We start from the raw sequence: 20,411 nt of genomic DNA on the forward strand, positions 1-20,411 counted from the left end.
GTTGGGCTGCAAATGATTTTCGTGCTTAATGGCAGCTTAAGAAGTGGTGAAGGAAGGCTTAATTTCGCACACCGCGACGAGCCCGCATGCGGCTTTCGTTAACCAAGGCGCCGCAACACCTCGTCACGCATCTGCGCGCGGAACGCCGCGCGCTTGGCCGGCCGGTCTTCCTCGCGCACGTCGTGGCGATCGAAGATGTCGAACTTCTCGAGGATCGGATAGCGCTCGCTGGCCATCGCGAGCACGCGCAGCACCTTGGTTGCCGACGGCGTCGGGCCGCTCACTTCCCAGCGCCGGACGATGTCGGCCCCGCCCTTCTCCGGCAGGCCGCAGAGTTTCGCCATGTCGGCGGCCGTCAGCTTGCGCGCGATGACGTCGGAAAGGTCGTTGCGAAGCTGCTTCAGTTCGGGGCCGGTCATGTCACTCGTGTCCAGAAAAGCGTCAGAGGCAATGCACTAGCGCTGATTCGGGTCCATCCGAAGGCCGCGCGCCGGGCTGCGGCACCTTCGCGCGCGCACGGAGTTATGAACGAGAGGCCAATGGAAATCGTCCCACGAATGATCACATGGTTGAAGGGGCATCCCAGCGAGGAGAAATCAGTCATGACAAGCATGAAGCTCGCCATTGCCGCATTCGTCACCGTCGGTCTGTTGGCCACGCCGTTCGCGGCCGAGGCAAAGAAGGCCCGCGTGACCAGACACTATTACAGCACGAGTGTGACGAGCCCGACCTATAGCGGTGTCGGGGCGTCGGCAGCACGGGGCACGGCCGCGTATGGCTCGTCCGGCCAGACGGTCGGCACGGTGACGGCGCCGTCGATCGGAACGTATAATTGGCCGTCGGTCGGCGTGACCAATTCGGTTCCCACCTGGAGCAACACCACGCGATAAGCGCGCAGTTGCGGATCAGCGCGTGCCGGGCGCCAGACCGGAGAGCAGGTACAGCGCGACCAGTAATGTTGCGACCGACAGCATTGTCGTGACCGAAACCGTGGCCGCGACCAGTTTCTCCTCGACCTTGTGCTCGTGCGCCAGCACGTACACCGTCTTCGCCGTCGGCACGGCCGCGCAGATCACCGCGGCGACGGTGTAGAGCGGATTGAGGCCGGTGATCACGCAAAGCCCGTAGACGATCAGCGGCATGACCACCAGTTTCACCGCGGCGAGCGCGAACGATGCGCTGAGGTTGGATCGCAGGCCGTCGACGGACAGGCCGAGCCCGATGGCGAACAGCGCGCAGGGCGTGAGCGCCGCAGCGATCATGTTGAGATAGGCCGCGACCGGCGCCGGAATCGGCAAGCCCGTGATCGCCCACACGAGGCCTATGAGGGTCGACAGCACCATCGGGTTGAGCAGGATCTGCCTCGCGAGGCCCGCGGGCTGCGCGGACGGCTTGTGCGCGTCCCTCTCGAGCAGGATCACCGTGATCGGAAACATCACGGCAGCCACGAACACCGTCGCCACCGCCGCGGGCAGGACTGCAGGCTGGCCGTAGATCGCGTGAAGGATCGGCAGCGCCACGAAGCCGGTGTTGGTCATCGCCGCCGCCATGCCACGGATCGTGCTGCTGGCGAGATCGTGCTTTCCGCCCGCGCGGACGGCCAGGAACACGAGTGCGAAGCAGATGAGCGAGCCGCCGCCGAAGGCGAGCAGGAAGCGCCATTCCAGCAGATTGCGCGCCGGCTCCTGGGCGATCGTGACGATCAGCAGCGCCGGCATCGCCACGTTGTAGGCGAAGTGCACCAGCGCGTCGGCCAGCGATCGCGAGAGATAGCCGAGCTCGCCGGCCAGCCAGCCGGTGACGATGATCGCGAATACGGGAAGAACGAGGCTCGCGACTTCCATCCGGCTCCCCCTTGCTGCCAATGGCTGCTGGGAAGGTTACTCCGGCAATGGAGCGCCGTCACTGTCTTGCGCCAGCTGCTGCCGGCTCGCGCGTTTTGTCGGTGGAGGAGCTCCGGCGGGCGAGCCCCGCCGTTTCACCGCGTCAGATGCCGCGGCCGGCCTGCTGACCGATCACGCAGCGCCATGCGGCCAGGCGCTCGGCCGGATGCTGGTTCATCCATTCGGCGAGCTGCGGCGCGCCCATCAGGCAGGATTGCACCGAGATCTGTGCAAAGTCGGAGCTTGTCACGAGCTGCTCGTGGCAATTGCTCGGGGAGGCGAGACTGCAAAGCACGGCGATGATCTTGATCATGCGGGGCTGCCCCTCTCGCTCTGGCGCCCATTGGCTCCGCTCGACTGCTCGCCTGCGGCACCGTTCGGCGGAAAGATGCTGTCATAAATCGCGCGCGCCTCCTGGATGAGGCGTATGCGCTCGCGCTCGGACTTTGAGACAAACTGAATAACCTGGCCCATGTCGGCCTCCAATAGATCGCTCGATCCATCATCAGATGATGGAAATCATTCCAAACGGAGGTGGGGTGCCGGTTGCTGCTTTTCACCGGTGCGGGCGGTCACAAGGGATAAAAAGCCCGTGACCGTTCTGTTCCTAGCGGAACGGAATACCGGGCGGCGATCTCATGTCGTTCGCGGGCACCCTCGCGTCCTGGGACATCGCAACCGCATGAGGCGGATTCATTCGTCGCGGCAATTTGAGTGCCTCACGCCCGGTAGCGGCACCGCGTTGCGGCACATTTCGAAGTGCGTGGAGTTGTAGATCGACCCAGTGCACAAGCGGTCGACGAGTCAGCGGCTGGTGCGACTGAGGGACCGCACCGAAAGGATCAAGCCATGAATCAAGTCACGACAAGAACGAGACGTTCCATTGCCGCTCTCATCGCCATCGGATTTGCAGCCGCGCCATTCGCCGCAAGCGCGCAAAGCTCGGCGACGGGCCCACAAATCAGCACGCACAGCACCTTGGGAGCACCAGTACAGCAAGGCACGATTGGAAGCTCGGGGCAGACCGTCGGGACGGTGACAGCGCCGTCGGTCGGAACGTCCACTCAGCCCTCCGTCGGCGTGACCAACTCAGTCCCCACTTGGAACAACACCAACCCGCCCAGGTAGCAACTGCGACCGGCCGCCTCAGGCCGCCGGCGCGCGCTCCTTCCGCCCCGGCACGGCAGCGAGCAATTCGCGCGTATAGGCATGCTCGGGCGCGGCGAAGAGCTGCGCCGTCGGCTTCAACTCGACGATGGCGCCGCGCTGCATCACCGCGATGCGGTCGCAGATTTGTGCCGCGACGCGTAAGTCGTGGGTGATGAACAGCATCGACAGGCCGAGGCGCGCCTTGAGGTCTTCGAGCAGCCTCAAGACTTGCGCCTGCACGGAGACGTCGAGCGCGGAGACGGCTTCGTCCGCGACGATGATCTCCGGTTCGAGCGCGAGCGCGCGCGCGATACCAATGCGCTGGCGTTGGCCGCCGGAGAATTCGTGCGGATAGCGTTCGAGCGCGCCGGCATCGAGGCCCACCATCTTGAGCAGATCGCGGGCGCGATCGAACGCGACCTTGGGATCGGTGCCGGCCGCGATCGGGCCGTCGGCGATGATGTGGCCGATCTTGCGCCGCGGATTGAGCGAGGCGAACGGATCCTGGAAGATCATCTGGATGCGATGCCGCTCGGTGCGCAGCGCCTTGCCCGAGAGCGAGGTCAGGTCGGTCTCGCCGATCCGCACCGTGCCGCGATCGGCTTCGATCAGCCGCATCACGAGGCGCGCGACCGACGACTTGCCGGAGCCGGATTCGCCGACGAGGCCGAGCGTCTCGCCCTTGAGGATGTTGAAATTGACCGCGCGCGCGGCATCGACGCGGCGGTCCTCGCGGAACCAGCCGCCCGAGGTGACATAGGTCTTGTCCAGACCGATCACCTCGACGGCCCGGGCCTGGTCGTCGAGCGGGGCGCGGGCGGGCGGGTCCATCGACGGCACGGCGGCGAGCAGCGCCTTGGTGTAGTCGTGCTGCGGTTCGTTGAAAACGGTTGCGGCGGGGCCTTCCTCCACGACCTTGCCGTGGCGCAGCACCACGACCTGGTCGGCGATATCGGCGACCACGCCGAAATCGTGGGTGATGAACATCACCGCCATGTTGCGGTTACGCTGGAGGTTGCGGATCAGCTTCAGGATCTGCGCCTGCGTGGTGACGTCGAGCGCGGTGGTCGGCTCGTCCGCGACCAGCACGGCGGGCTCGAGCGCGAGTGCCATCGCGATCATCGCACGCTGGCGCTGGCCGCCGGAGAGCTGGTGCGGATAGGCGCGCACGATGCGCTCGGGATCGGGCAGGCCGACCTCGCGCGCCAGCGACAGCGCCTTGGCGCGCCGCTCCTTCGGCGTCAGCAGGCCGTGCGCCTCGAACATCTCCGCCATCTGGTCGCCGATCCGCATCAACGGATTGAGCGCGGTCATCGGCTCCTGGAAGATCATCGCGAGCCGGCGGCCGCGCAGATCGCGCCAGCCGTCGTCGTCGAGCGTGAGCAGGTCGCGGCCTTCGAACTGGATCTCGCCCGACGTGACCGAGACGGTGTCCGGCAACAGGCCCATCAGCGCATGCGCGCACATCGACTTGCCGGAGCCGGATTCGCCGACGACGCAGACGATCTTGCCGGGCCGCAGGTCGAGCGAGACGCCGTCGACCGCGAAGGGGCGTTCGGCGCCCTTGGGCAGCGCGATCCGCAAATTCTTGATGGAGACGGCGGGCGGCGCGGTCATCATCAGCGTCCCTCCCGCGACAGGCGCGGATTGAGCGCGTCGTTGAGGCCTTCGCCGATCAGATTGAGGCCGAGCACCGAGATCAGGATCGCGACGCCGGGAAACACGGTGATCCACCAGGCCTGCCGGATCACGGTGCGGCCGGCGCCGACCATGTAGCCCCAGGAGATCAGGTTGGGATCGCCGAGCCCGAGGAAGGCCAGCGAGGATTCCAGCAGGATCGCGGTCGCCACCATCAGCGAGGCCAGCACGATTACCGGCGACAGCGCGTTGGGCAGGATCTCGCGCAGGATGATCCAGGTGTTGCTCTGGCCGGTGACGATTGCCGCCTGGACATATTCGCGGGTGCGCAGCGACAGCACCTCGCCGCGCACGAGGCGGGCGACCGGCGGCCAGCTCACCACCGCGATGGAGGCCACGATCGAATAGATCGAGGGCTGCAGGATCGCGACCAGCACGATCGCGAGCGCGAAGCTCGGAATGGTCTGGAAGAATTCGGTGAAGCGCATCAGGGCGTCGTCGGTCTTGCCGCCGAAATAGCCGGCCATGGCGCCGATGGGCACGCCGACCACCAGCGCGACCAGCGTGGAGACGAGACCGACCAGCAGCGACACGCGTGCGCCGAAGATCATGCCCGCGAACACGTCGCGGCCGAGCGCGTCGGTGCCGAGCGGCACCGTCGAGAGCGTGAAGGGCGGCAGGAACGGCCGCTGCACCATGCGCCAGGGCGAGTTCGGGAACAGCATCGGTCCGAACACCGCGATGGAGATCGCGAGGACCAGAATGATGAGCCCGATGACGCCGCTCGGGCTGCGCAGCATCGATTTCCAGAACTGTTTCATGAGGCGAATTCGATGCGCGGGTCGACCAGGCGGTAGACGAGGTCGGTGATGAGGTTGAAGATCAGCACCATGGCGGAGCAGATCACGAAGACGCCGAGCAGCAGATTGTAGTCGCGCTGCAGCAGGGCGTCGTACATCAGCCGCCCGATGCCAGGCCAGGCGAACACGGTCTCGGTGATGACGGCGCCGCCGATCAGCGTGCCGGAATGCACGCCGGCGAGCGTCACGACCGGCAGCAGTGCGTTGCGCAGCACGTGGCGACGCTGGATCACGGCGTCACTAAGGCCCTTGGCGCGCGCGGTCTTGACGAAGTCGAGCCGCTTCACCTCCAGCATCGAGGCGCGGGTCATGCGGGTGTAGGTCGCCATGAAGAACAGGCCGAGCGTCATCGCCGGCATGATCAGGTGCTTTGCGACGTCGACCGCATGGGCAAGGCCCGTGAGATTTGCGCCGACCGTCTCGTAACCGAAGCTCGGCAGCCAATCCATGGTGACCGAGAACAGCAGGATGCCCATCAGCGCCACCCAGAATATCGGCATGGCGTAGAAGATCAGCGCGAACACGGTGATGGCCGTGTCGAGGAACGTCCCGGCAAAGCGCGCGGCAAATGTGCCGAAGAGAACGCCGAGCATCAGCGAGATTGCGAACGCCGTCAGCGTCAGCAGCAGCGTCGCCGGCAGCCGTTCGCCGATCAGCTTTGCGACCGGCGCCTGCTGGCGGAACGAGAAGCCGAGGTCGAGGGAGGCGACGCCCTTGACGTAGATGAGGAGCTGCTCCGGCAGCGGCTTGTCGAGGCCGAACTTTTCGCGGAGCTGCTTGACGAAAACCGGGTCGCTGGCGCCGGCTTCGCCGGCCATCACCACCGCGGGATCGCCGGGCGCAAGCCGGATCAGGAAGAAGTTGAGGACGACGATCGCGAGCAGGACGATCACGCCCTTGAGGACACGCTGTGTGACGAAGGAAAGCATCTAGAGGGTCATATCTTGTAGCGTGACTTGGAGCCACTGGGACAGTGCGCTCCCTCGCCCCGCTTTTGCGGGGAGAGGGTTGGGGTGAGGGGCCTCTCTCCACATGCGAGAATGCCGATGGACCCGTATCCCCTCACCCGAATGCGCGCGATGCACACATTCGACCTCTCCCCGCAAGCGGGGAGAGGTGAAGGAAGAGGCTCACTTGTCGAGCCATGCGTCCTTGAAGCCGTCATTGACCCCGATCCCCGTGGTGATCAGGTTCTTGACCTTGCAGCGCGTGATGGTCGGGAATTGCAGCTCGAGCATCCAGGCCACCGGCACGTCCTCGACCAGGATCTTCTGCGCCTTCTCGTAGATCTCCTTGCGCTTGGAGTCGGGCGTGGCAACCGCGCCGTCGGCGAAGAGCTTGTCGATCTCGGGGTTGGAGTAACCCTCGACATTGTTGAACACCTGGCCCTTGGCGATGTTGCTGGAGATGTAGTTGCGGCCGACGCCGAGCGCGGGATCGCCGTACTGGTAGAGATAGGTGAAGGCGATGTCGTAATCCCAATCGCCGATCTTCTGGTTGCCGCCGGCAACGTCGGTGGCGATGGTCTCGATGTTCATGCCGACGTCCTGAAGGTTCTGCTTCACCGCTTCACCCCAGCGCTGCCAGGTCTCGCCATAGGCGAGCGGCAGCAGGCGGATCTTCTCGCCCTTGTAGCCGGCTTCCTTCAGCAGTGCCTTGGCCTTGGCCGGATCGTACGGATACTTCTTCACGTCGTCGGTGTAATACTTGATGGTCGAGGCGGACGGGCCGGTCGCAACCTTGCCGAGCCCGTTCCAGATCACGTCCTTGGCGAAATCGCGGTCGATCGCGTACATGACCGCCTGACGCACGCGCTTGTCGGCGAGCGGACCCTGGCGGTTGTTCAGCCACAGCCAGGACAGCGGCGAGAAGAACTCCCAGCCGGCGCCGGTGACGCAGGTGTCCTTCAGCTTCGACAGCCGCGGGACGTCGAAATTCTCGACCGAGCCGCCGGGCAGCACGTCGACCTTTCCGGTCTCATACGCCACCGAGCGCGCGGCGGCGTCGGGGATGATCTGCCAGTAGATCTCGTCGATATAGGGCTTGCCCTTCTCGTAATAGTTCGGGTTCTTGACCAGGCGGATGAAAGAGCCCTTCTGCCATTCCTTGAACATGAAGGGGCCGGTGCCCACGGGCGCGTTGTTGTAAGGATTGGTCTTCCAGTCGGTGCCCTCGTAGAGATGCTTCGGCACGATCGGCATCGAGCCGACCTCGAAGATGCCGAGGAACGGGCCGAACGGCTGCTTCAGCGTGAACACCACCGTGGTGTCGTCCGGCGCCTCGACCTTGTCGACCTGTGCCAGGTTGGTGCGGGCGCGGGCGTGGGTCTGCTTCAACATCTCCATCGAGAACAGCACGTCCGCGGCGGTGAAGGGCTTGCCGTCATGCCAGGTGACGCCCTTCCTGAGCTTGAAGGTGTAGGTCTTGGCATCCTCGCTGACGGTCCAGCTCTCCGCGAGCTCCGGAAGCGGCTCGAGCTTGGGGCTGTAGCGCAACAGGCCCTCGAAGATGTTGCCCGACACCATCTGGGTCGGACCGTTCTGGATCATCGCGAGCATCAGGCCGGGCGGCTCGGGCTGGATCACCGCGTTGATCACGCCCCCCGTTTTCGGCTCTTGCGCAAGAGCCGGTTCAAGAACCGGGGCCGCGAGCCCGCAAGCCAGGAGGAGACCAAGCAACACTCTTTTCGGCATGTCGTATCTTTCTCAAGCGTGACCAGCCGTGCACGCATCGCGCGTCATGGCGCGCGAAGCGACGGTCGGCCCATCCCAGTCCCCATCCGATATCGAGGCTCACATAGTCCCGTTCGGCGCCGCAAGATGAAAGTCTCGACAGTGTTCGCACAAAAAATGTACAGCGCGTCTTGTTTTCACTTGATTCATTCCCGTGACACGGGAGACAAGTCCGCCATGGACAATGCCACGCGCTCCGAACGGTCCCGCAACGCTGCGCTCGAAGCGGCTATCGCCATCATTGCGCGCGATGGGCCTGGCCGGCTGACGCTCGATGCGATCGCGCGCGAGAGCGGCCTCAGCAAGGGCGGGGTGATGCACCAGTTCCGAACCAAGGAAGCGGTGCTGAAGGCCTTGCTCGAGCGGCAGATGGCGCATTTCGAGGAATTCTCGACCCGCTACATGGCGAAGGTGAGCGAATCCTCCGCGAGTCCCAATCTGGCGACGCAGCTCGCGACCATCAGGGAAGCGGCGACCTCGCCGAATTCCGCCGCGCTGGCGCTGGTTGCGGCCATGGTGGAGAATCCCCGCCTGATGGCGTTGCCGCGCGAGCGTGAGATGGAGCGGATGGCGGCGATCAGGGAGGAGGCCGCCGATCCCGATCTTGCCATGCTGCGCTGGGCCGGAGCGATGGGGCTGCTGCTGAGCGCGTTGTTCGGCATGTCGCCGCTCGGCAAGGAAGAGCACCAGCGGCTGTTCGCGCGCCTGCTCGACGACGGACAGTGGAGCGGCCTCGAACAGCCGGCCGGAAAGCGTGCCGCCAAATCCTCCGTGCCATCGGCGACGAAGGCCGCGGGCCCGCGCAAACGCGCCTGATGCATCGTCAACAGTCCTCCCGTTAACTGCCCAAAACCGCGCCTGCGGCCAAATGCACCAACCCGTGAATTTTGAACTTTACAAACCGCCCAGTCGGTTTTATAAACGGAAACACTGAGACGGCCCACTGGCATCCGAAAAGGCCCCGGACGATGCCTCGGGCCGGCACTGGTGAGCGCCGCAGCCGCGTCTGGTCCCAACCGCGGCTGCGGTCGTCACCGCAATCCCAAGGATCGGCGCAGCCGGCAAGCCGCAAGAGGAGTCTGGAATGGATCGCTCGATCGCCCTGCGCGGTCTGGCAACGATGGCGCTTTGCCTGGCCTCGGCCGGCTGCGCGACCGTGGCGCCGGTGCCCTACTCGGAGATGGCGTCGTCGGCCTACATGGCCCCGGACAAGTCGGACGCCTCCGGCCGCGTGCCCTACCGCTACTCCACGCCGGTCGATTGGCGCACGTATAATAAAGTGATCCTCGATCCCGTCGTGGTCTATCGCGGCAGGGATCACCAGTTCGGCGACATGTCCGACAAGGACAAGGCGACGCTCGCCGCCTACATGCAGAACTGTTTCGCCGATCGGCTGCGCAGCCGCTTCGCCCTGGTGCGCGAACGCGGGCCAAACACGCTCCGCATCCGGCTGACGCTGACCGGCGCGGTCACCAACACGCCGGTGCTCGGCACGCTGTCCCGCTTCGACATGGCCGGCGCGGTCTACAACGGCGTGCAGGCGGCGCGCGGCGGCGAGGGGATGATGACCGGCTCGGTCATCTACGGCGTCGAGATCTTCGACGCTTCGACCTCTCGCCTGGTCTCGGCCTACGTCACCAAGCAATACCCCGGCGCCTACGACATCAAGGCCAGCGTCGGTGCCCTCGCGGCTGCCACCGCCGGCCTCGACAAGGGCGCCGATGCGCTGATGGCGCAACTGAACTGACGCGACCCCCTCAACGAAAGGCATGCAGATGAACCTTCTCCTTCGCTTCGTGCTGCGCGTCGCGATCACCGTCGCGATGATGATCATCGGCGGCCGCGCGGGTGCCGCCCCGCCGCCCGATCCAAGCGGCACGTGGCTTGTCGAGGACGGCCGCACCCGCATCCGGCTCGAACGCTGCGGCCCGTCGCGCGACCGCATCTGCGGCTTCATCGTCTGGATGAAGGAGCCGGCCGACAAGCGCGGCCAGCCCTATCGCGACAAGGAAAACCCTGATGCGGACAAGCGCGCCCGCACGCTGCTCGGCCACCAGCTCATCATGGGCCTGCAGGCTACGCCCGAGGGCCGGTTTGCCGGCGACATCTACAATGCCGAAGACGGCAAGTTCTACTCGGTGTCGCTTTGGCGCGAATCCGGCGATCGCCTGAAGCTGAAGGGATGCCTCATCAAATTCCTGTGCCAGACCCAGACCTGGCAGCAGACGCTCGACGTGCTGCCCGGCCAGCTTGTCGGCCTGACCGGCGATCTCAACGGTCCGCGCGCTGACAAGGAGTGGGCGGCAGTGCCGGCTCCGAAGCCGATCCCAGTGAAGGGGAAGTAGCCGTCAGGAGGTCCGCAGCGCCCGTCGCAATTCGTCGAGTGCGTCGGCGAGCTGCTCGCGATGGGCGATATCGTCCTTGGGCAGCGCGGCCACACTGCTGGCGAGCTCCCTGAGGATGCCGGCCAGCAGCCCGAAGTTGATGTGCAGATGCACCGACTTGCGTTCGTCGGCTGCGCCCGGATGCTGTAGCACGAGCGCAACGCCGCTGCCGTCGAGCCGCGCCTCGAAGCGGGATGAATGCTCGAAGGTGCCGACATAGAACTTGTCGGGGTATTCGAGCGCAACCTCTGCCTTGTCGGGAACGGGCCTGGACATGTGAGCCTCATCGATGCCGGCACAGTCTGGCCGGGAATAAACCGGTCCGCCTTGCGATAGGTCAGAGGCGGGGTGGCGCCAAATTTGATCCGGATCAAAGCCAGCCCGCCGCTTCTGCGATCCAATAGCAACTGGGATCGCGTGTTGCGCGTCCCGGTTCTTGCAGACGTGAGACGATCGATGGACATGCACGCCACGGCTATTCCTGCCGGCAACGACGGCGGACCTGAAATCGCCGGACCGGAGGTGGACGAGGGGATGCAGCAATGCCTGCAATTGCTCGTCGATGCCGGCCTGCGGCCAACCCGCCAGCGCCTGGCGCTCGGCCGGTTGCTGTTCCTGCGCGGCCACCGTCATGTCACCGCGGAAATCCTCTATGAGGAGGCGATGGCGGCGAACAACTATCTGTCCCTCGCGACCGTCTACAACACGCTGAACCAGTTCACGGAAGCCGGCCTGCTGCGCCGGATCGCGGCCGACGGCATCAAGTCGTTCTTCGACACCGACACGTCGGTGCATCCGCACTTCTATCTCGAAGGCGAGGACGTGCTGGTGGACGTCGCCGACGGACTGACCTTCAACAGGATGCCCGAGGCACTCCCCGGCCACGAGATCGCGCGGCTCGACGTCATCGTCCATCTTCGCCGGAAGCGCGTGTAGCGTAGCTTCTGAGCGCGCGCCTCACCGCAATCCGGCGCGCCGGAATCCCTCCAGATAGTGCTCGCGATCGGCGTCGCTGGCCCAGGGCAGCTGCGTTGCGATCCAGTGCAGCGAGATGCCCGGCTGGGTGCGGCGGAGCTCGCCGAGCGCCATCTCCGCAAGCGCGCCGTCGCCGGTCATGCCGGCCGAGACGGCGAGAACACGGTAGGCGCCCGTGAGGTCGCCGCGATGGCGGATCGCCTCGCGGGCGAGTGCAATGGCCTCGTCATATTGCCGCTCGGTGAAGCGCGCATAGCCGGCGATGCCGTAATAAATTCCCAGCGACGGATCGCGCGGCGAGAGCCGGATCGCCCTCTGCGCCGCCGCAAACGATTCTTTCGGCCGCCCGGCATAAGACAGCACCAGCGCGCAATAGCCCTGTGCCAGCGAGAAGTTCGGATTGAGCGCCAGGGCCTGCTCGAACTCGGACAACGCATCCGCAAGCCTGCGGGTCGAGAAGTAGACGCTGCCGAGCGCGGCATGTGCCCAGGCATCCTCATGGTCGCAGCGCACCGCGGCGAGCGCGGCGGCTTCCGCGGCCGGAGCGGCGGCGGCAAGCTCGGTCCAGCCGAGATGCACGCCGAACATGTGGTTTACGGCCAGCACCGAGAGCGCCTGGCCGTAATTCGGATCGATCGCGATCGCGCGCTCGAGCAGCGCTTTCGCAATCTCGTGGTCCTGCCGGGTCACGCGCCAGTAATGCGACAGCGCGCGCATCAGCAGGTCCCAGGCATCGAGGCTCGCCGGCGGCTTGCGATGGCTGCGGAAATTTTCCGCGGCGTGGATCTGCGGCTCGATCGCCGCGGCGATCGCGTTGGTGATCTCGTCCTGCACGGCGAAGACGTCGACGAGGTCGCGGTCGTAACGCTCGGCCCAGAGATGGCTGCCCGTGGTGGCGTCGTTGAGCTGCGCCGTGATCCGCACGCGGTTGTCCGCCTTGCGCACGCTGCCTTCGACGATGTAGCGGACGCCGAGCTCCTCGGCGATCTGCCTGATGTGGACCGGCCGGCCCTTGTAGGTGAAGGACGAGTTGCGGGCGATCACCATGAACCAGCGCTGTCGCGACAGCGCGGTGAGGATGTCCTCGCTGATGCCGTCGCCGAAATAGTCCTGAGCGGGATCGCCGCTCATGTTCTCGAAGGCGAGCACCGCGATCGCCGGCCGGTCCGCCGCCGCGCGCGGCCGCACCGTGGCGGGCTCGGCGGGAACAGGCGCGGCTGCCGCCTCTTCCCGGACGTCGGCGACGAAGCGGAAGCCCTTGCGCGGGATCGTCTTGATCAGCCGCTGGGTCGCGCCGTCGTCGCCGAGCGCCTTGCGCGCGGCGTTGATCCGGCTGTTCAGGGCGGAATCCGAGACGATGCGGTCGCTCCAGATCTGGCTGATCAGGTCATCCTTGCTGACCACACGGGCGCGTTGCGCGACGAGGTAAAGCAGGAGATCGAACACCTGCGGCTGCAACGGCACGGCTACTCCGGCGCAGGTCAGTTCGCGCAAGTCGGCGTCGAGGACGTTGTTTTCAAAGGAAAATCGCACGTTTCTGTCGTCTCAAGCAAAAATCAAAGTCGTCTCAGGCGAAAATCAACCGTCCGCAAAAGTCTGGGGCCGTTCGATCCGGCATGGTGAGAAGACCAAACAGTGCCGATGCCTCGGCACAACGGAGCGTTCTATGACCCAAATTGATCACCAGGTTCATTCCATCGGCCCGGAGGTTGCGGGCTCTCGCATTTTCAAGTTCATCGCCTTTCTGTACGGAATTGCGGCATATCTCGTCTTTTTCGTCACCATTCTCTACGCTATCGGCTTCGTGATGGGGCTGATGGTGCCGAAGACCATCGACACCGGGGCCGAAGCGCCCGTCGTTCGCGCACTCGTCATCAATCTGCTGCTGATGTCGCTGTTCGCGGTTCAACACAGTGTGATGGCGCGGCAGCAATTCAAGGCGTGGTGGACGCAGTACGTCCCCAGGCCGGTCGAGCGCTCGACCTATGTGTTGTTCGCGAGCCTCTCATTGCTGCTCCTGTTCTGGCAGTGGCGTCCGCTGCCGGCGGTCGTATGGGAGGTCGAGAACCCGGACTTTGCCGTGACGCTGGTCACGCTGTCCTTCGCGGGCTGGGTGCTGGTGTTCACCTCGACCTTCATCATCAATCATTTCGAGTTGTTCGGCTTGAACCAGGTGACCAATCACCTCGTCGGCAAGGAAACGTCGCCGCCGCGCTTCAAGACGCCGCTGCTCTACAAGTTCGTGCGTCATCCGATCTATCTCGGCTTCATCGTCGCGTTCTGGGCGGCGCCAGTCATGACGGTGGGACATCTGCTGTTCGCGGCCGTGACCACGCTCTACATCTTCGTCGGCATCGCACTGGAGGAGCGCGACCTCGTCGATCTCTTCGGCGACGATTACCGGCAGTACAAACAACGGGTGTCGATGCTTATTCCCTGGCGCCGATCGGTATAGCCGCAGCGTCGTTCCGCCGCGTCCCCCGAAAGGAGGACGCAGGACGGCGCGGAGCCGGGTAACGCAGGCCTTGTAACCCAAGCCTCGCAGCCGTGCGTCCCCTCAACGTCCCCGGGGCGATTCCCCCTCACCCCGACGCCTCTCCCTGCCTCCGTTTTCACCGAATTTCGTGTGAACAGGAGCGGGGAGAGGATCCCCCTTCATCAACGGAGACCACCAATGAAACATGTCGGAAACTGCTTCTGTGGCGCTGTCACGGTCGAGGTCACGGGCGCGCCGGAGGCGATGGGTTATTGCCATTGCCGTTCCTGCCGGTCCTGGTCCGGCGGGCCGGTGAACGCCTTCAGCCTGTGGAAGCCGGAAGCGGTGCGCATCACCGAGGGCGCGCAGCATGTCGAGACCTTCGCCAAGACGCCGCTCAGCCAGCGGAAATACTGCAGGAAGTGCGGCGGCCATCTCATGACGAATCACCCGCCGCTCGACCTGATCGACGTCTTCACCGCGACCATCCCCACGCTCGCCTTCACGCCCGGCGTCCACGTCAACTACGCCGAGACCGTGCTGCCGATGCGCGACGGCCTGCCCAAGCTGAAGGATTTTCCGGCCGAGTTCGGCGGCAGCGGCGAGATGATGCAGGAGTGATTCTTCGTCGTTCGCCGCTGAAAGAGCGCGCGAGCATTCACAAGAAGTCGTCATGCCCGGGCCTGTCCCGGGCATCCACGTTCTTTGTGCTGCAAATCAAGGCGTGGATGGCCGGGACATAGGCGAGCGGAAGCGACGCCGTCCTTTGGACGGCTGTGCCCGGCCATGACGACCTGAAAGGCTATCGCGTCTGTCTCTCAGATCACGTGCGATTGCCATGCGGGCGGAGGAAGGGTCCCTACCGCATCCCCGCGCGCCGAAATCCTTCCAGATAATGCGCGCGATCCTCTTCCCGCAGCATCGGCAACTCGCGCGTGATCCAGGCCAGCGAAATGCCGGGCTGGGTGCGGCGCAGGCCTTCCAGTGCGGAGGCCGCAAGCTCGGAATCCCCCGACATGCCGGCGGCAGCCGTCAGCACGCGATGGGCGCCGACGAAATCGGCGCGCTGGCGCATCGATTCCCGGGCCATGTGGATGCATTCCGCATAGTTGCCGCCGATGAACTGGGCGTAGGCGATGACGCCGCAATAGATCGCCGCGAGCGGGTCGCGCGGGCTAAGCTGCAGCGCGCGCCGCGCAGCGGCATCGCCGTCCTGCCATCGCCCGGCGTAGCACAATGTCACGCCGTAAAAGGCGTGCGCCATCGCGAAGTTCGGATTGAGCTGCAGGGCCAGCTCGAACTCCGCCAGCGCATCGACGAAGCGGCGGCGGAACAGATAAGTATAGGCGAGGCCGTGATGGGCGAAGGCGTCCTCGCGATCGGCCGCCACTGCCGCAAGCGCCGCGCGTTCCGCGACCGGCACGGTCGCGGCCATGTCGGCCCAGCCCATATGGGCCCCGAAAATATGGCTGGTTGCGAGCAGCCCGAGCGCCTTGCCATAGGCGGGGTCGATCGTGGTCGCCTTTTCGAGCAGCGCTTGCGCGGCGGCGTTGTCCTCGCGCGTGATGCGCCAGTAATGCGACAGCGCGCGCATCACGAGATCCCAGGCATCCAGGCTCCCCGGCGGCTTCTGCTGGGCGCGAAAGCTCTCGGCGGCATAGAGCTGCGGCTCGATCGCGGCGACGATCGCCTCGGTAATCTCGTCCTGCACGGCGAAGATGTCGGCGAGCTCGCGGTCGTAGCGCTCCGCCCAGAGATGGCTGCCGGTCGAGACGTCGTTGAGCTGGGCCGAGATGCGCAGGCGATCGCCGCTCCGCCGCACGCTGCCTTCGACCACGTAGCGCACGCCGAGCTCGCGCGCGACCTCGTGCATGTGCACGGCGCGGCCCTTGTAGATGAAGGAGGAATTGCGCGCGACGACGAAGAACCAGCGCAGCTTCGACAGCGCGGTAATGATGTCCTCGCTGATGCCGTCGGAGAAGTAATCCTGCTCGCGATCGCCGCTCATGTTGGTGAAGGGCAGCACGGCGATGGCGGGGCGGTCGGGCAGCGCGAGCATGGCCTGCGGGGCGAGCATGACTTGCGGTGCCTGCATGGCCTGCGGCGCGAGCTTGGCTTGCGGCGCTTGCATGGCCTGCGGCGCCTGGACGAAACGGCCGATCTCCGGCGCGACCGCGCCGAGCTTGGTCTCGACGTCGCCGACGAAGCGAAATCCCTTGCGCGCGATGGTGCGAATCAGCGCCTGGTTCGCGCCATTGTCGCCGATCGCCTTGCGGGCCGCGTTGATGCGGCTGGTCAGGGTGGATTCGGAGACGCTGCGCCCGTGCCAGATCTTGTCGATCAGCTCGTCCTTGCTGACCACCCGGTCGCGATTTTCCATGAGATGGACGACGAGATCGAAAACCTGCGGTTCCACGGAAATAGGAACCTGCTCGCGGCTCAGCTCGCGCCGGTCAGTATCGAGAAGATGATCCCGGAACAGAAACTGCACGTCGGAAACTCGAACCTCACAGCGACATCAGGCAATAATAAAATCAGAATGAATTTCGACTTGGAGTCTGTGAGTCCTCCGAACGGTCGAGGCGGTTCACCACGATAGCGTGATGGCAGCCATGCGGTTTTTGAGGAGGAATACAACCTGAATTAGAATGTGGCTGTTTTGGTCAGATTGTCGCGGGCCAATTGGCCCGCAACTGAAGAGATTGTACCCCGTATGAGCAAAGCGATATCCGGGACCGTCGCCGCCTGGCCCCGGATGTCGCTTCGCTCATCCGGCCTACAAGACGGCGTGATTGGAGCCGTCACGGGCAGGAATGGCGCCTGCCGTCGTTGCCGAGATAGGTCCCGGTGTTCGGATTGTAGGATTTGTAGCGCTGCATGCAGTACTGCACGTCGCCGTCCGGCGGCGGTCCGTAGGCTTCGGGCGGCGGCGGATAGCCCGGTCCAGCATAATAGGGCGAGCCATAATAATAAGGCGTCGCCACCGCGCCGCCGATGATCGCACCGGCCGCGAGGCCGCCGATGAACGCACCGCCACCCCACCCGTAGCCGCGGCGGCCATACCAGCGCACCTGCTCGATCTGGCCCTGGCCCGCATGCGTCATCGCCAGCGGATGCCCGATCGGAGCGGCCGATGCCGCGGTCAGGGTTGCCGCCGACAGGCTCGCAAGCAGACAAGCTCCAGCAACGAAGCGAAACGATTTCAACATTGTGGTCTCCTCGTCATGCGGCGAGAGAGCCGCCGCATGACGAGTGATAGTGCAATCGGGCAAGTGCGCTGAATTAAAGTTTTGACAGGATGACGATGCCCGGTGCGGCGCCGTGTAGCCCGGATGAGCGAAGCGACATCCGGGGCCGCTCCCGCATATCGCTGCGCTCATGCGGGCTACGAATGATCGCACGCACCGAACATGTGACGAACTGCGAATGTCCATTGCCGAACATCGTGGCCTGCGTAAGCTAGCCGCATAGAAAACAACAGCCACGAAGAAACGCCATGCCCGCATTCCACGCCTCGACCACCGTGCTCGACTCCATGCTGTTCCGCGATGCGTTCGGCACGCCTGAAATGCGCGAGGTGTTTTCCGACGTCGCGCTGGTGGCCCGCTATGCCGAGGTCGAGGTGGCGCTGGCGAAGGCGGAGGCGGCCTGCGGTGTGATCCCGCAGGACGCGGCCGATCAGATCGCGGCGCGCACCGATGTCGCCGCGTTCGACTTCGACCTGCTCAGGCAGGAGACCGACATCGTCGGCTATCCGATTCTTCCTCTGGTGCACCAGATGGTGAAGCAGTGCGGCGAGGCCGGCCGCTACGTGCATTGGGGCGCGACCACGCAGGACATCATGGACACCGCCGTGGTGCTGCAATTGCGCGCCGCGCTCGAGATCGTCGAACGCGACATCGCCGAGCTGCGCACGATCCTCGCCGGCCTCTCGAAGCGCTATCGCGACACGCCGATGGCGGGCCGCACCCATCTGCAGCAGGCGCTGCCGATCACCTTCGGCTACAAGACCGCGATCTGGCTCGCGATGTTCGACCGGCATGCCGGACGGCTGGCACAATTGAAGCCGCGCGTGCTGGTCGGCCAGTTCGCGGGCGCAGCCGGCACGCTGGCCTCGCTCGGCACCAGGGGCTTCGAGGTGCAGGAGGCGCTGTGCGCGGAGCTGAAGCTCGGCGTTCCCGCCTCGACCTGGCACGTCGCGCGCGACGGCTTTGCCGAGGCCGTGAACTTCCTCGCACTCGTCACCGGCTCGCTCGGCAAGATCGCGCTCGACATCATGATCATGGCCTCGACCGAGTTCGCCGAGGTGTACGAGCCCTTCGTCAAGGGGCGCGGGGCCTCCTCGACGATGCCGCAGAAGCGCAACCCCATCTCTTCGGAACTGATGCTGGCCGCATCGAAGGCGGTGCGCCAGCACGCCGGCCTGATGCTGGACGCCATGGTGCAGGATTTCGAGCGCGCCACCGGCCCTTGGCACGCCGAATGGATGGCGATCCCGGAAAGCTTCGTGCTCAGCGCCGGCGCGCTGCATCAGGCGAAGTTCGCGCTGGCGGGCCTCATCGTGGACGAGGCGAAGATGAACGACAATCTCGCCGTCAGCCGCGGCCTGATCGTGGCCGAAGCGGTCATGATGGGCCTCGCACCGCAGCTTGGGCGGCAGGAGGCGCATGACGTGGTCTATGACGCCTGCCGAAAGGCCAATGAGACCGGGTCGAGCCTTGCCGACGCGCTCTCCGCAGATTCCCGGATATCGAGTCGCATCGACCGTGCCACAATCGAGGCGCTCACCTCACCGAAAAATTACCTCGGCCTTGCGCCGGCCATGGTCGACCGGGTGCTGAAATCCTCAACGCGTTGAAAACCAAGATGCGTGAAACTGCGTATCTTTCATGTGTCCCAAGGCGCTCGCATACTTGTGTCTCGCGATGCTAGACTTAGATTGAACGAGAGACTTTCGGCAGAGGACCCGGCATGACCGATCAACGCATCACCGCCACGCCCATCGATCCCGTGAAACTCGACCGGCTGGCCGAGGTGGCGGTGAAGGTGGGCTTGGGCCTGCGGCCGGGACAGGATCTGCTCCTGACGGCACCGGCGATTGCGCTGCCGCTGGTGCGGCGGATTGCGGTGCATGCCTACAAGGCCGGCGCCGGCATCGTGACGCCGATCCTGTCGGACGAGGAGATGACGCTGGCGCGCTACCGCCACGGTCACGACAACAGCTTTGATCGCGCCGCCAACTGGCTCTATGAGGGCATGGCCAAGGCGTTCTCCGAGAACACCGCGCGCCTCGCCATCGTCGGCGACAATCCGATGCTGCTGTCGGGCGAGGATCCGTCCAAGGTCGCGCGCGCCAGCAAGGCCAATTCGATGGCCTATCAGCCGGCGCTGGAAAAGATCGTCAATTTCGACACCAACTGGAACATCATCGCCTATCCGAGCCCGTCCTGGGCGAAACAGGTGTTCCCCAACGATCCCGAAGACGTTGCGATCGGCAAGCTGGCGGATGCGATCTTCGCGGCCTCCCGTGTCGACCGCGAGGACGCCATCGGCAACTGGGCGAGCCACAATGCGGTGCTGCGCGAGCGCACCAACTGGCTCAACGGCCAGCGCTTCCGCGCGCTGCAATACAACGGACCGGGTGTCGACCTCACCATCGGGCTCGCCGACGGACATGAATGGGAAGGCGGCGCCTCGTCCGCCAAGAACGGCATCAGCTGCAACGCCAACATCCCGACCGAAGAGGTCTTCACCACGCCGCATTGCCGGCGCGTCTACGGCCATGTCGTGAGCTCGAAGCCGCTGTCCTACCAGGGCACGCTGATCGACAACATCGCGGTGCGCTTCGAGGACGGCAAGATCGTCGACGCCAAGGCCTCGCGCGGCGCGGAGGTGCTGAACAAGGTGCTCGACACCGACGAAGGTGCCCGCCGGCTCGGCGAAGTGGCGCTGGTACCGCACTCCTCGCCGATCTCGCAGAGTGGATTGTTGTTCTACAACACGCTGTTCGACGAGAACGCCGCCTCTCACATCGCGCTCGGCCAGTGCTATTCGAAGTGCTTCGTCAACGGCGCGCAGCTCACGCCGCAGCAGATCGCCGCGCAAGGCGGCAACCAGAGCCTGATCCATATCGACTGGATGATCGGCTCCGCCGAGACCGACATCGACGGCATCCTGGCCGACGGCAGCAAGGTCCCGGTGTTCCGCAAGGGCGAGTGGGCGAAGTAAGGCCTGCTCGTCATGCCCGGGCTTGTCCCGGGCATCCACGTTCTTCATGCGCGGTTAAGACGTGGATGGCCGGGACATAGGCGAGC

At 65.1% G+C, this 20,411-nt stretch carries 22 protein-coding genes; 10 read left to right on the plus strand and 12 right to left on the minus strand.

Annotation, left to right across the window (positions count from 1 at the left end):
- Window positions 1–98 precede the first annotated feature (98 nt).
- Window positions 99–419 (minus strand): hypothetical protein, encoded by a 321-nt coding sequence (locus tag A7X65_RS16740; RefSeq protein WP_063686571.1) that lies wholly within the window; start codon window positions 417–419, stop codon window positions 99–101.
- A gap of 183 nt (window positions 420–602) precedes the next feature.
- Between A7X65_RS16740 and A7X65_RS16745 the strand changes: the two genes are divergently transcribed.
- Entirely contained in the window at window positions 603–890 is a 288-nt protein-coding gene (locus tag A7X65_RS16745; RefSeq protein WP_063687743.1) for a hypothetical protein, read from the plus strand.
- A 15-nt stretch (window positions 891–905) separates the two neighbouring features.
- Here the strand turns inward: A7X65_RS16745 and A7X65_RS16750 are convergent, their stop codons facing one another.
- The 3 genes from A7X65_RS16750 to A7X65_RS42640 form a co-directional block, all read right to left on the minus strand.
- Window positions 906–1,844, minus strand: a complete 939-nt coding sequence (locus A7X65_RS16750; RefSeq protein WP_063686573.1) for an AEC family transporter — start codon at window positions 1,842–1,844, stop codon at window positions 906–908.
- A 142-nt stretch (window positions 1,845–1,986) separates the two neighbouring features.
- Window positions 1,987–2,196: a hypothetical protein gene (locus A7X65_RS16755; protein ID WP_063686575.1), complete on the minus strand. Its 210-nt coding sequence runs from the start codon at window positions 2,194–2,196 to the stop codon at window positions 1,987–1,989.
- Window positions 2,193–2,357 (minus strand): hypothetical protein, encoded by a 165-nt coding sequence (locus A7X65_RS42640; RefSeq protein WP_167358254.1) that lies wholly within the window; start codon window positions 2,355–2,357, stop codon window positions 2,193–2,195. Before A7X65_RS42640 ends, A7X65_RS16755 begins: the two co-directional genes overlap by 4 nt.
- Window positions 2,358–2,732: 375 nt before the next feature.
- Here A7X65_RS42640 and A7X65_RS43140 point away from each other — a divergent pair, with 375 nt between their 5' ends.
- On the plus strand, window positions 2,733–3,011 hold the full coding sequence (locus A7X65_RS43140; RefSeq protein WP_082884963.1) for a hypothetical protein: 279 nt from the start codon (window positions 2,733–2,735) through the stop codon (window positions 3,009–3,011).
- Window positions 3,012–3,029: 18 nt separating this feature from the next.
- Here A7X65_RS43140 and A7X65_RS16760 read toward each other — a convergent pair whose 3' ends face one another.
- The 4 genes from A7X65_RS16760 to A7X65_RS16775 all read right to left on the minus strand — a co-directional run bounded on the left by A7X65_RS16760 (window position 3,030) and on the right by A7X65_RS16775 (window position 8,223).
- The gene (locus A7X65_RS16760) at window positions 3,030–4,649 is read right to left on the minus strand and encodes an ABC transporter ATP-binding protein (RefSeq protein ID WP_063687744.1); all 1,620 of its coding nucleotides are present in this window, start codon (window positions 4,647–4,649) and stop codon (window positions 3,030–3,032) included.
- A gap of 2 nt (window positions 4,650–4,651) precedes the next feature.
- Complete coding sequence (locus tag A7X65_RS16765) at window positions 4,652–5,491, minus strand: ABC transporter permease (RefSeq protein ID WP_063686577.1); 840 nt, start codon at window positions 5,489–5,491, stop codon at window positions 4,652–4,654.
- Entirely contained in the window at window positions 5,488–6,459 is a 972-nt protein-coding gene (locus A7X65_RS16770) for an ABC transporter permease (protein WP_063686579.1), read from the minus strand. Before A7X65_RS16770 ends, A7X65_RS16765 begins: the two co-directional genes overlap by 4 nt.
- A gap of 201 nt (window positions 6,460–6,660) precedes the next feature.
- The gene (locus A7X65_RS16775; RefSeq protein ID WP_063686581.1) at window positions 6,661–8,223 is read right to left on the minus strand and encodes an ABC transporter substrate-binding protein; all 1,563 of its coding nucleotides are present in this window, start codon (window positions 8,221–8,223) and stop codon (window positions 6,661–6,663) included.
- Between the two features lie 216 nt (window positions 8,224–8,439).
- Here A7X65_RS16775 and A7X65_RS16780 point away from each other — a divergent pair, with 216 nt between their 5' ends.
- The 3 genes from A7X65_RS16780 (at window position 8,440) to A7X65_RS16790 (ending at window position 10,607) form a co-directional block, all read left to right on the plus strand.
- Window positions 8,440–9,078, plus strand: coding sequence for a TetR/AcrR family transcriptional regulator (locus A7X65_RS16780; RefSeq protein ID WP_063686583.1), 639 nt, complete (start codon window positions 8,440–8,442; stop codon window positions 9,076–9,078).
- A gap of 268 nt (window positions 9,079–9,346) precedes the next feature.
- Window positions 9,347–10,009, plus strand: coding sequence for a DUF3313 domain-containing protein (locus A7X65_RS16785; protein ID WP_063686585.1), 663 nt, complete (start codon window positions 9,347–9,349; stop codon window positions 10,007–10,009).
- A gap of 28 nt (window positions 10,010–10,037) precedes the next feature.
- Window positions 10,038–10,607, plus strand: coding sequence for a DUF2147 domain-containing protein (locus A7X65_RS16790; RefSeq protein WP_063687745.1), 570 nt, complete (start codon window positions 10,038–10,040; stop codon window positions 10,605–10,607).
- A 3-nt stretch (window positions 10,608–10,610) separates the two neighbouring features.
- On the opposite strand, the gene A7X65_RS16795 is transcribed toward A7X65_RS16790, so the two are convergent.
- Window positions 10,611–10,922, minus strand: a complete 312-nt coding sequence (locus A7X65_RS16795; protein ID WP_063686587.1) for a hypothetical protein — start codon at window positions 10,920–10,922, stop codon at window positions 10,611–10,613.
- 180 nt (window positions 10,923–11,102) lie between these two features.
- Here A7X65_RS16795 and irr point away from each other — a divergent pair, with 180 nt between their 5' ends.
- Window positions 11,103–11,582 (plus strand): Fur family transcriptional regulator Irr, encoded by a 480-nt coding sequence (gene irr, locus A7X65_RS16800; RefSeq protein WP_063686589.1) that lies wholly within the window; start codon window positions 11,103–11,105, stop codon window positions 11,580–11,582.
- Between the two features lie 21 nt (window positions 11,583–11,603).
- On the opposite strand, the gene A7X65_RS16805 is transcribed toward irr, so the two are convergent.
- On the minus strand, window positions 11,604–13,154 hold the full coding sequence (locus A7X65_RS16805) for a winged helix-turn-helix domain-containing tetratricopeptide repeat protein (protein ID WP_063686591.1): 1,551 nt from the start codon (window positions 13,152–13,154) through the stop codon (window positions 11,604–11,606).
- A gap of 133 nt (window positions 13,155–13,287) precedes the next feature.
- Between A7X65_RS16805 and mddA the strand changes: the two genes are divergently transcribed.
- Entirely contained in the window at window positions 13,288–14,076 is a 789-nt protein-coding gene (gene mddA, locus A7X65_RS16810; protein WP_063686593.1) for a methanethiol S-methyltransferase, read from the plus strand.
- A 219-nt stretch (window positions 14,077–14,295) separates the two neighbouring features.
- Window positions 14,296–14,718 carry a GFA family protein gene (locus A7X65_RS16815; RefSeq protein ID WP_063686595.1) on the plus strand — a complete coding sequence of 141 codons (423 nt, stop codon included), beginning with the start codon at window positions 14,296–14,298 and terminating at the stop codon, window positions 14,716–14,718.
- A gap of 238 nt (window positions 14,719–14,956) precedes the next feature.
- On the opposite strand, the gene A7X65_RS16820 is transcribed toward A7X65_RS16815, so the two are convergent.
- Both A7X65_RS16820 and A7X65_RS16825 read right to left on the minus strand, forming a co-directional pair.
- Window positions 14,957–16,588: a winged helix-turn-helix domain-containing protein gene (locus A7X65_RS16820; protein ID WP_063686600.1), complete on the minus strand. Its 1,632-nt coding sequence runs from the start codon at window positions 16,586–16,588 to the stop codon at window positions 14,957–14,959.
- A gap of 310 nt (window positions 16,589–16,898) precedes the next feature.
- The gene (locus A7X65_RS16825; protein ID WP_063686602.1) at window positions 16,899–17,306 is read right to left on the minus strand and encodes a BA14K family protein; all 408 of its coding nucleotides are present in this window, start codon (window positions 17,304–17,306) and stop codon (window positions 16,899–16,901) included.
- A gap of 287 nt (window positions 17,307–17,593) precedes the next feature.
- Here A7X65_RS16825 and A7X65_RS16830 point away from each other — a divergent pair, with 287 nt between their 5' ends.
- Together A7X65_RS16830 and A7X65_RS16835 are read left to right on the plus strand one after the other, a co-directional pair.
- Window positions 17,594–18,955, plus strand: coding sequence for a class-II fumarase/aspartase family protein (locus A7X65_RS16830; RefSeq protein ID WP_063686604.1), 1,362 nt, complete (start codon window positions 17,594–17,596; stop codon window positions 18,953–18,955).
- A 113-nt stretch (window positions 18,956–19,068) separates the two neighbouring features.
- Complete coding sequence (locus A7X65_RS16835; RefSeq protein ID WP_063686605.1) at window positions 19,069–20,325, plus strand: aminopeptidase; 1,257 nt, start codon at window positions 19,069–19,071, stop codon at window positions 20,323–20,325.
- Window positions 20,326–20,411: the final 86 nt, after the last annotated feature.

Source organism: Bradyrhizobium stylosanthis, from assembly GCF_001641335.1.
GTDB lineage: Bacteria > Pseudomonadota > Alphaproteobacteria > Rhizobiales > Xanthobacteraceae > Bradyrhizobium > Bradyrhizobium stylosanthis.

What these genes read in the sequence shown, in the direction of transcription:
- A7X65_RS16770 (WP_063686579.1), bottom strand. Translation starts at nt 6,459, where the DNA reads ATGCTTTCCTTCGTCACACAGCGTGTCCTCAAGGGCGTGATCGTCCTG.
- A7X65_RS16750 (WP_063686573.1), bottom strand. Translation starts at nt 1,844, where the DNA reads ATGGAAGTCGCGAGCCTCGTTCTTCCCGTATTCGCGATCATCGTCACC.
- A7X65_RS16785 (WP_063686585.1), top strand. Translation starts at nt 9,347, where the DNA reads ATGGATCGCTCGATCGCCCTGCGCGGTCTGGCAACGATGGCGCTTTGC.
- mddA (WP_063686593.1), top strand. Translation starts at nt 13,288, where the DNA reads ATGACCCAAATTGATCACCAGGTTCATTCCATCGGCCCGGAGGTTGCG.
- A7X65_RS16775 (WP_063686581.1), bottom strand. Translation starts at nt 8,223, where the DNA reads ATGCCGAAAAGAGTGTTGCTTGGTCTCCTCCTGGCTTGCGGGCTCGCG.
- A7X65_RS16745 (WP_063687743.1), top strand. Translation starts at nt 603, where the DNA reads ATGACAAGCATGAAGCTCGCCATTGCCGCATTCGTCACCGTCGGTCTG.
- irr (WP_063686589.1), top strand. Translation starts at nt 11,103, where the DNA reads ATGGACATGCACGCCACGGCTATTCCTGCCGGCAACGACGGCGGACCT.
- A7X65_RS16815 (WP_063686595.1), top strand. Translation starts at nt 14,296, where the DNA reads ATGAAACATGTCGGAAACTGCTTCTGTGGCGCTGTCACGGTCGAGGTC.
- A7X65_RS16765 (WP_063686577.1), bottom strand. Translation starts at nt 5,491, where the DNA reads ATGAAACAGTTCTGGAAATCGATGCTGCGCAGCCCGAGCGGCGTCATC.
- A7X65_RS16780 (WP_063686583.1), top strand. Translation starts at nt 8,440, where the DNA reads ATGGACAATGCCACGCGCTCCGAACGGTCCCGCAACGCTGCGCTCGAA.
- A7X65_RS16755 (WP_063686575.1), bottom strand. Translation starts at nt 2,196, where the DNA reads ATGATCAAGATCATCGCCGTGCTTTGCAGTCTCGCCTCCCCGAGCAAT.
- A7X65_RS16790 (WP_063687745.1), top strand. Translation starts at nt 10,038, where the DNA reads ATGAACCTTCTCCTTCGCTTCGTGCTGCGCGTCGCGATCACCGTCGCG.
- A7X65_RS16830 (WP_063686604.1), top strand. Translation starts at nt 17,594, where the DNA reads ATGCCCGCATTCCACGCCTCGACCACCGTGCTCGACTCCATGCTGTTC.
- A7X65_RS16760 (WP_063687744.1), bottom strand. Translation starts at nt 4,649, where the DNA reads ATGACCGCGCCGCCCGCCGTCTCCATCAAGAATTTGCGGATCGCGCTG.
- A7X65_RS16825 (WP_063686602.1), bottom strand. Translation starts at nt 17,306, where the DNA reads ATGTTGAAATCGTTTCGCTTCGTTGCTGGAGCTTGTCTGCTTGCGAGC.
- A7X65_RS16740 (WP_063686571.1), bottom strand. Translation starts at nt 419, where the DNA reads ATGACCGGCCCCGAACTGAAGCAGCTTCGCAACGACCTTTCCGACGTC.
- A7X65_RS42640 (WP_167358254.1), bottom strand. Translation starts at nt 2,357, where the DNA reads ATGGGCCAGGTTATTCAGTTTGTCTCAAAGTCCGAGCGCGAGCGCATA.
- A7X65_RS43140 (WP_082884963.1), top strand. Translation starts at nt 2,733, where the DNA reads ATGAATCAAGTCACGACAAGAACGAGACGTTCCATTGCCGCTCTCATC.
- A7X65_RS16835 (WP_063686605.1), top strand. Translation starts at nt 19,069, where the DNA reads ATGACCGATCAACGCATCACCGCCACGCCCATCGATCCCGTGAAACTC.
- A7X65_RS16795 (WP_063686587.1), bottom strand. Translation starts at nt 10,922, where the DNA reads ATGTCCAGGCCCGTTCCCGACAAGGCAGAGGTTGCGCTCGAATACCCC.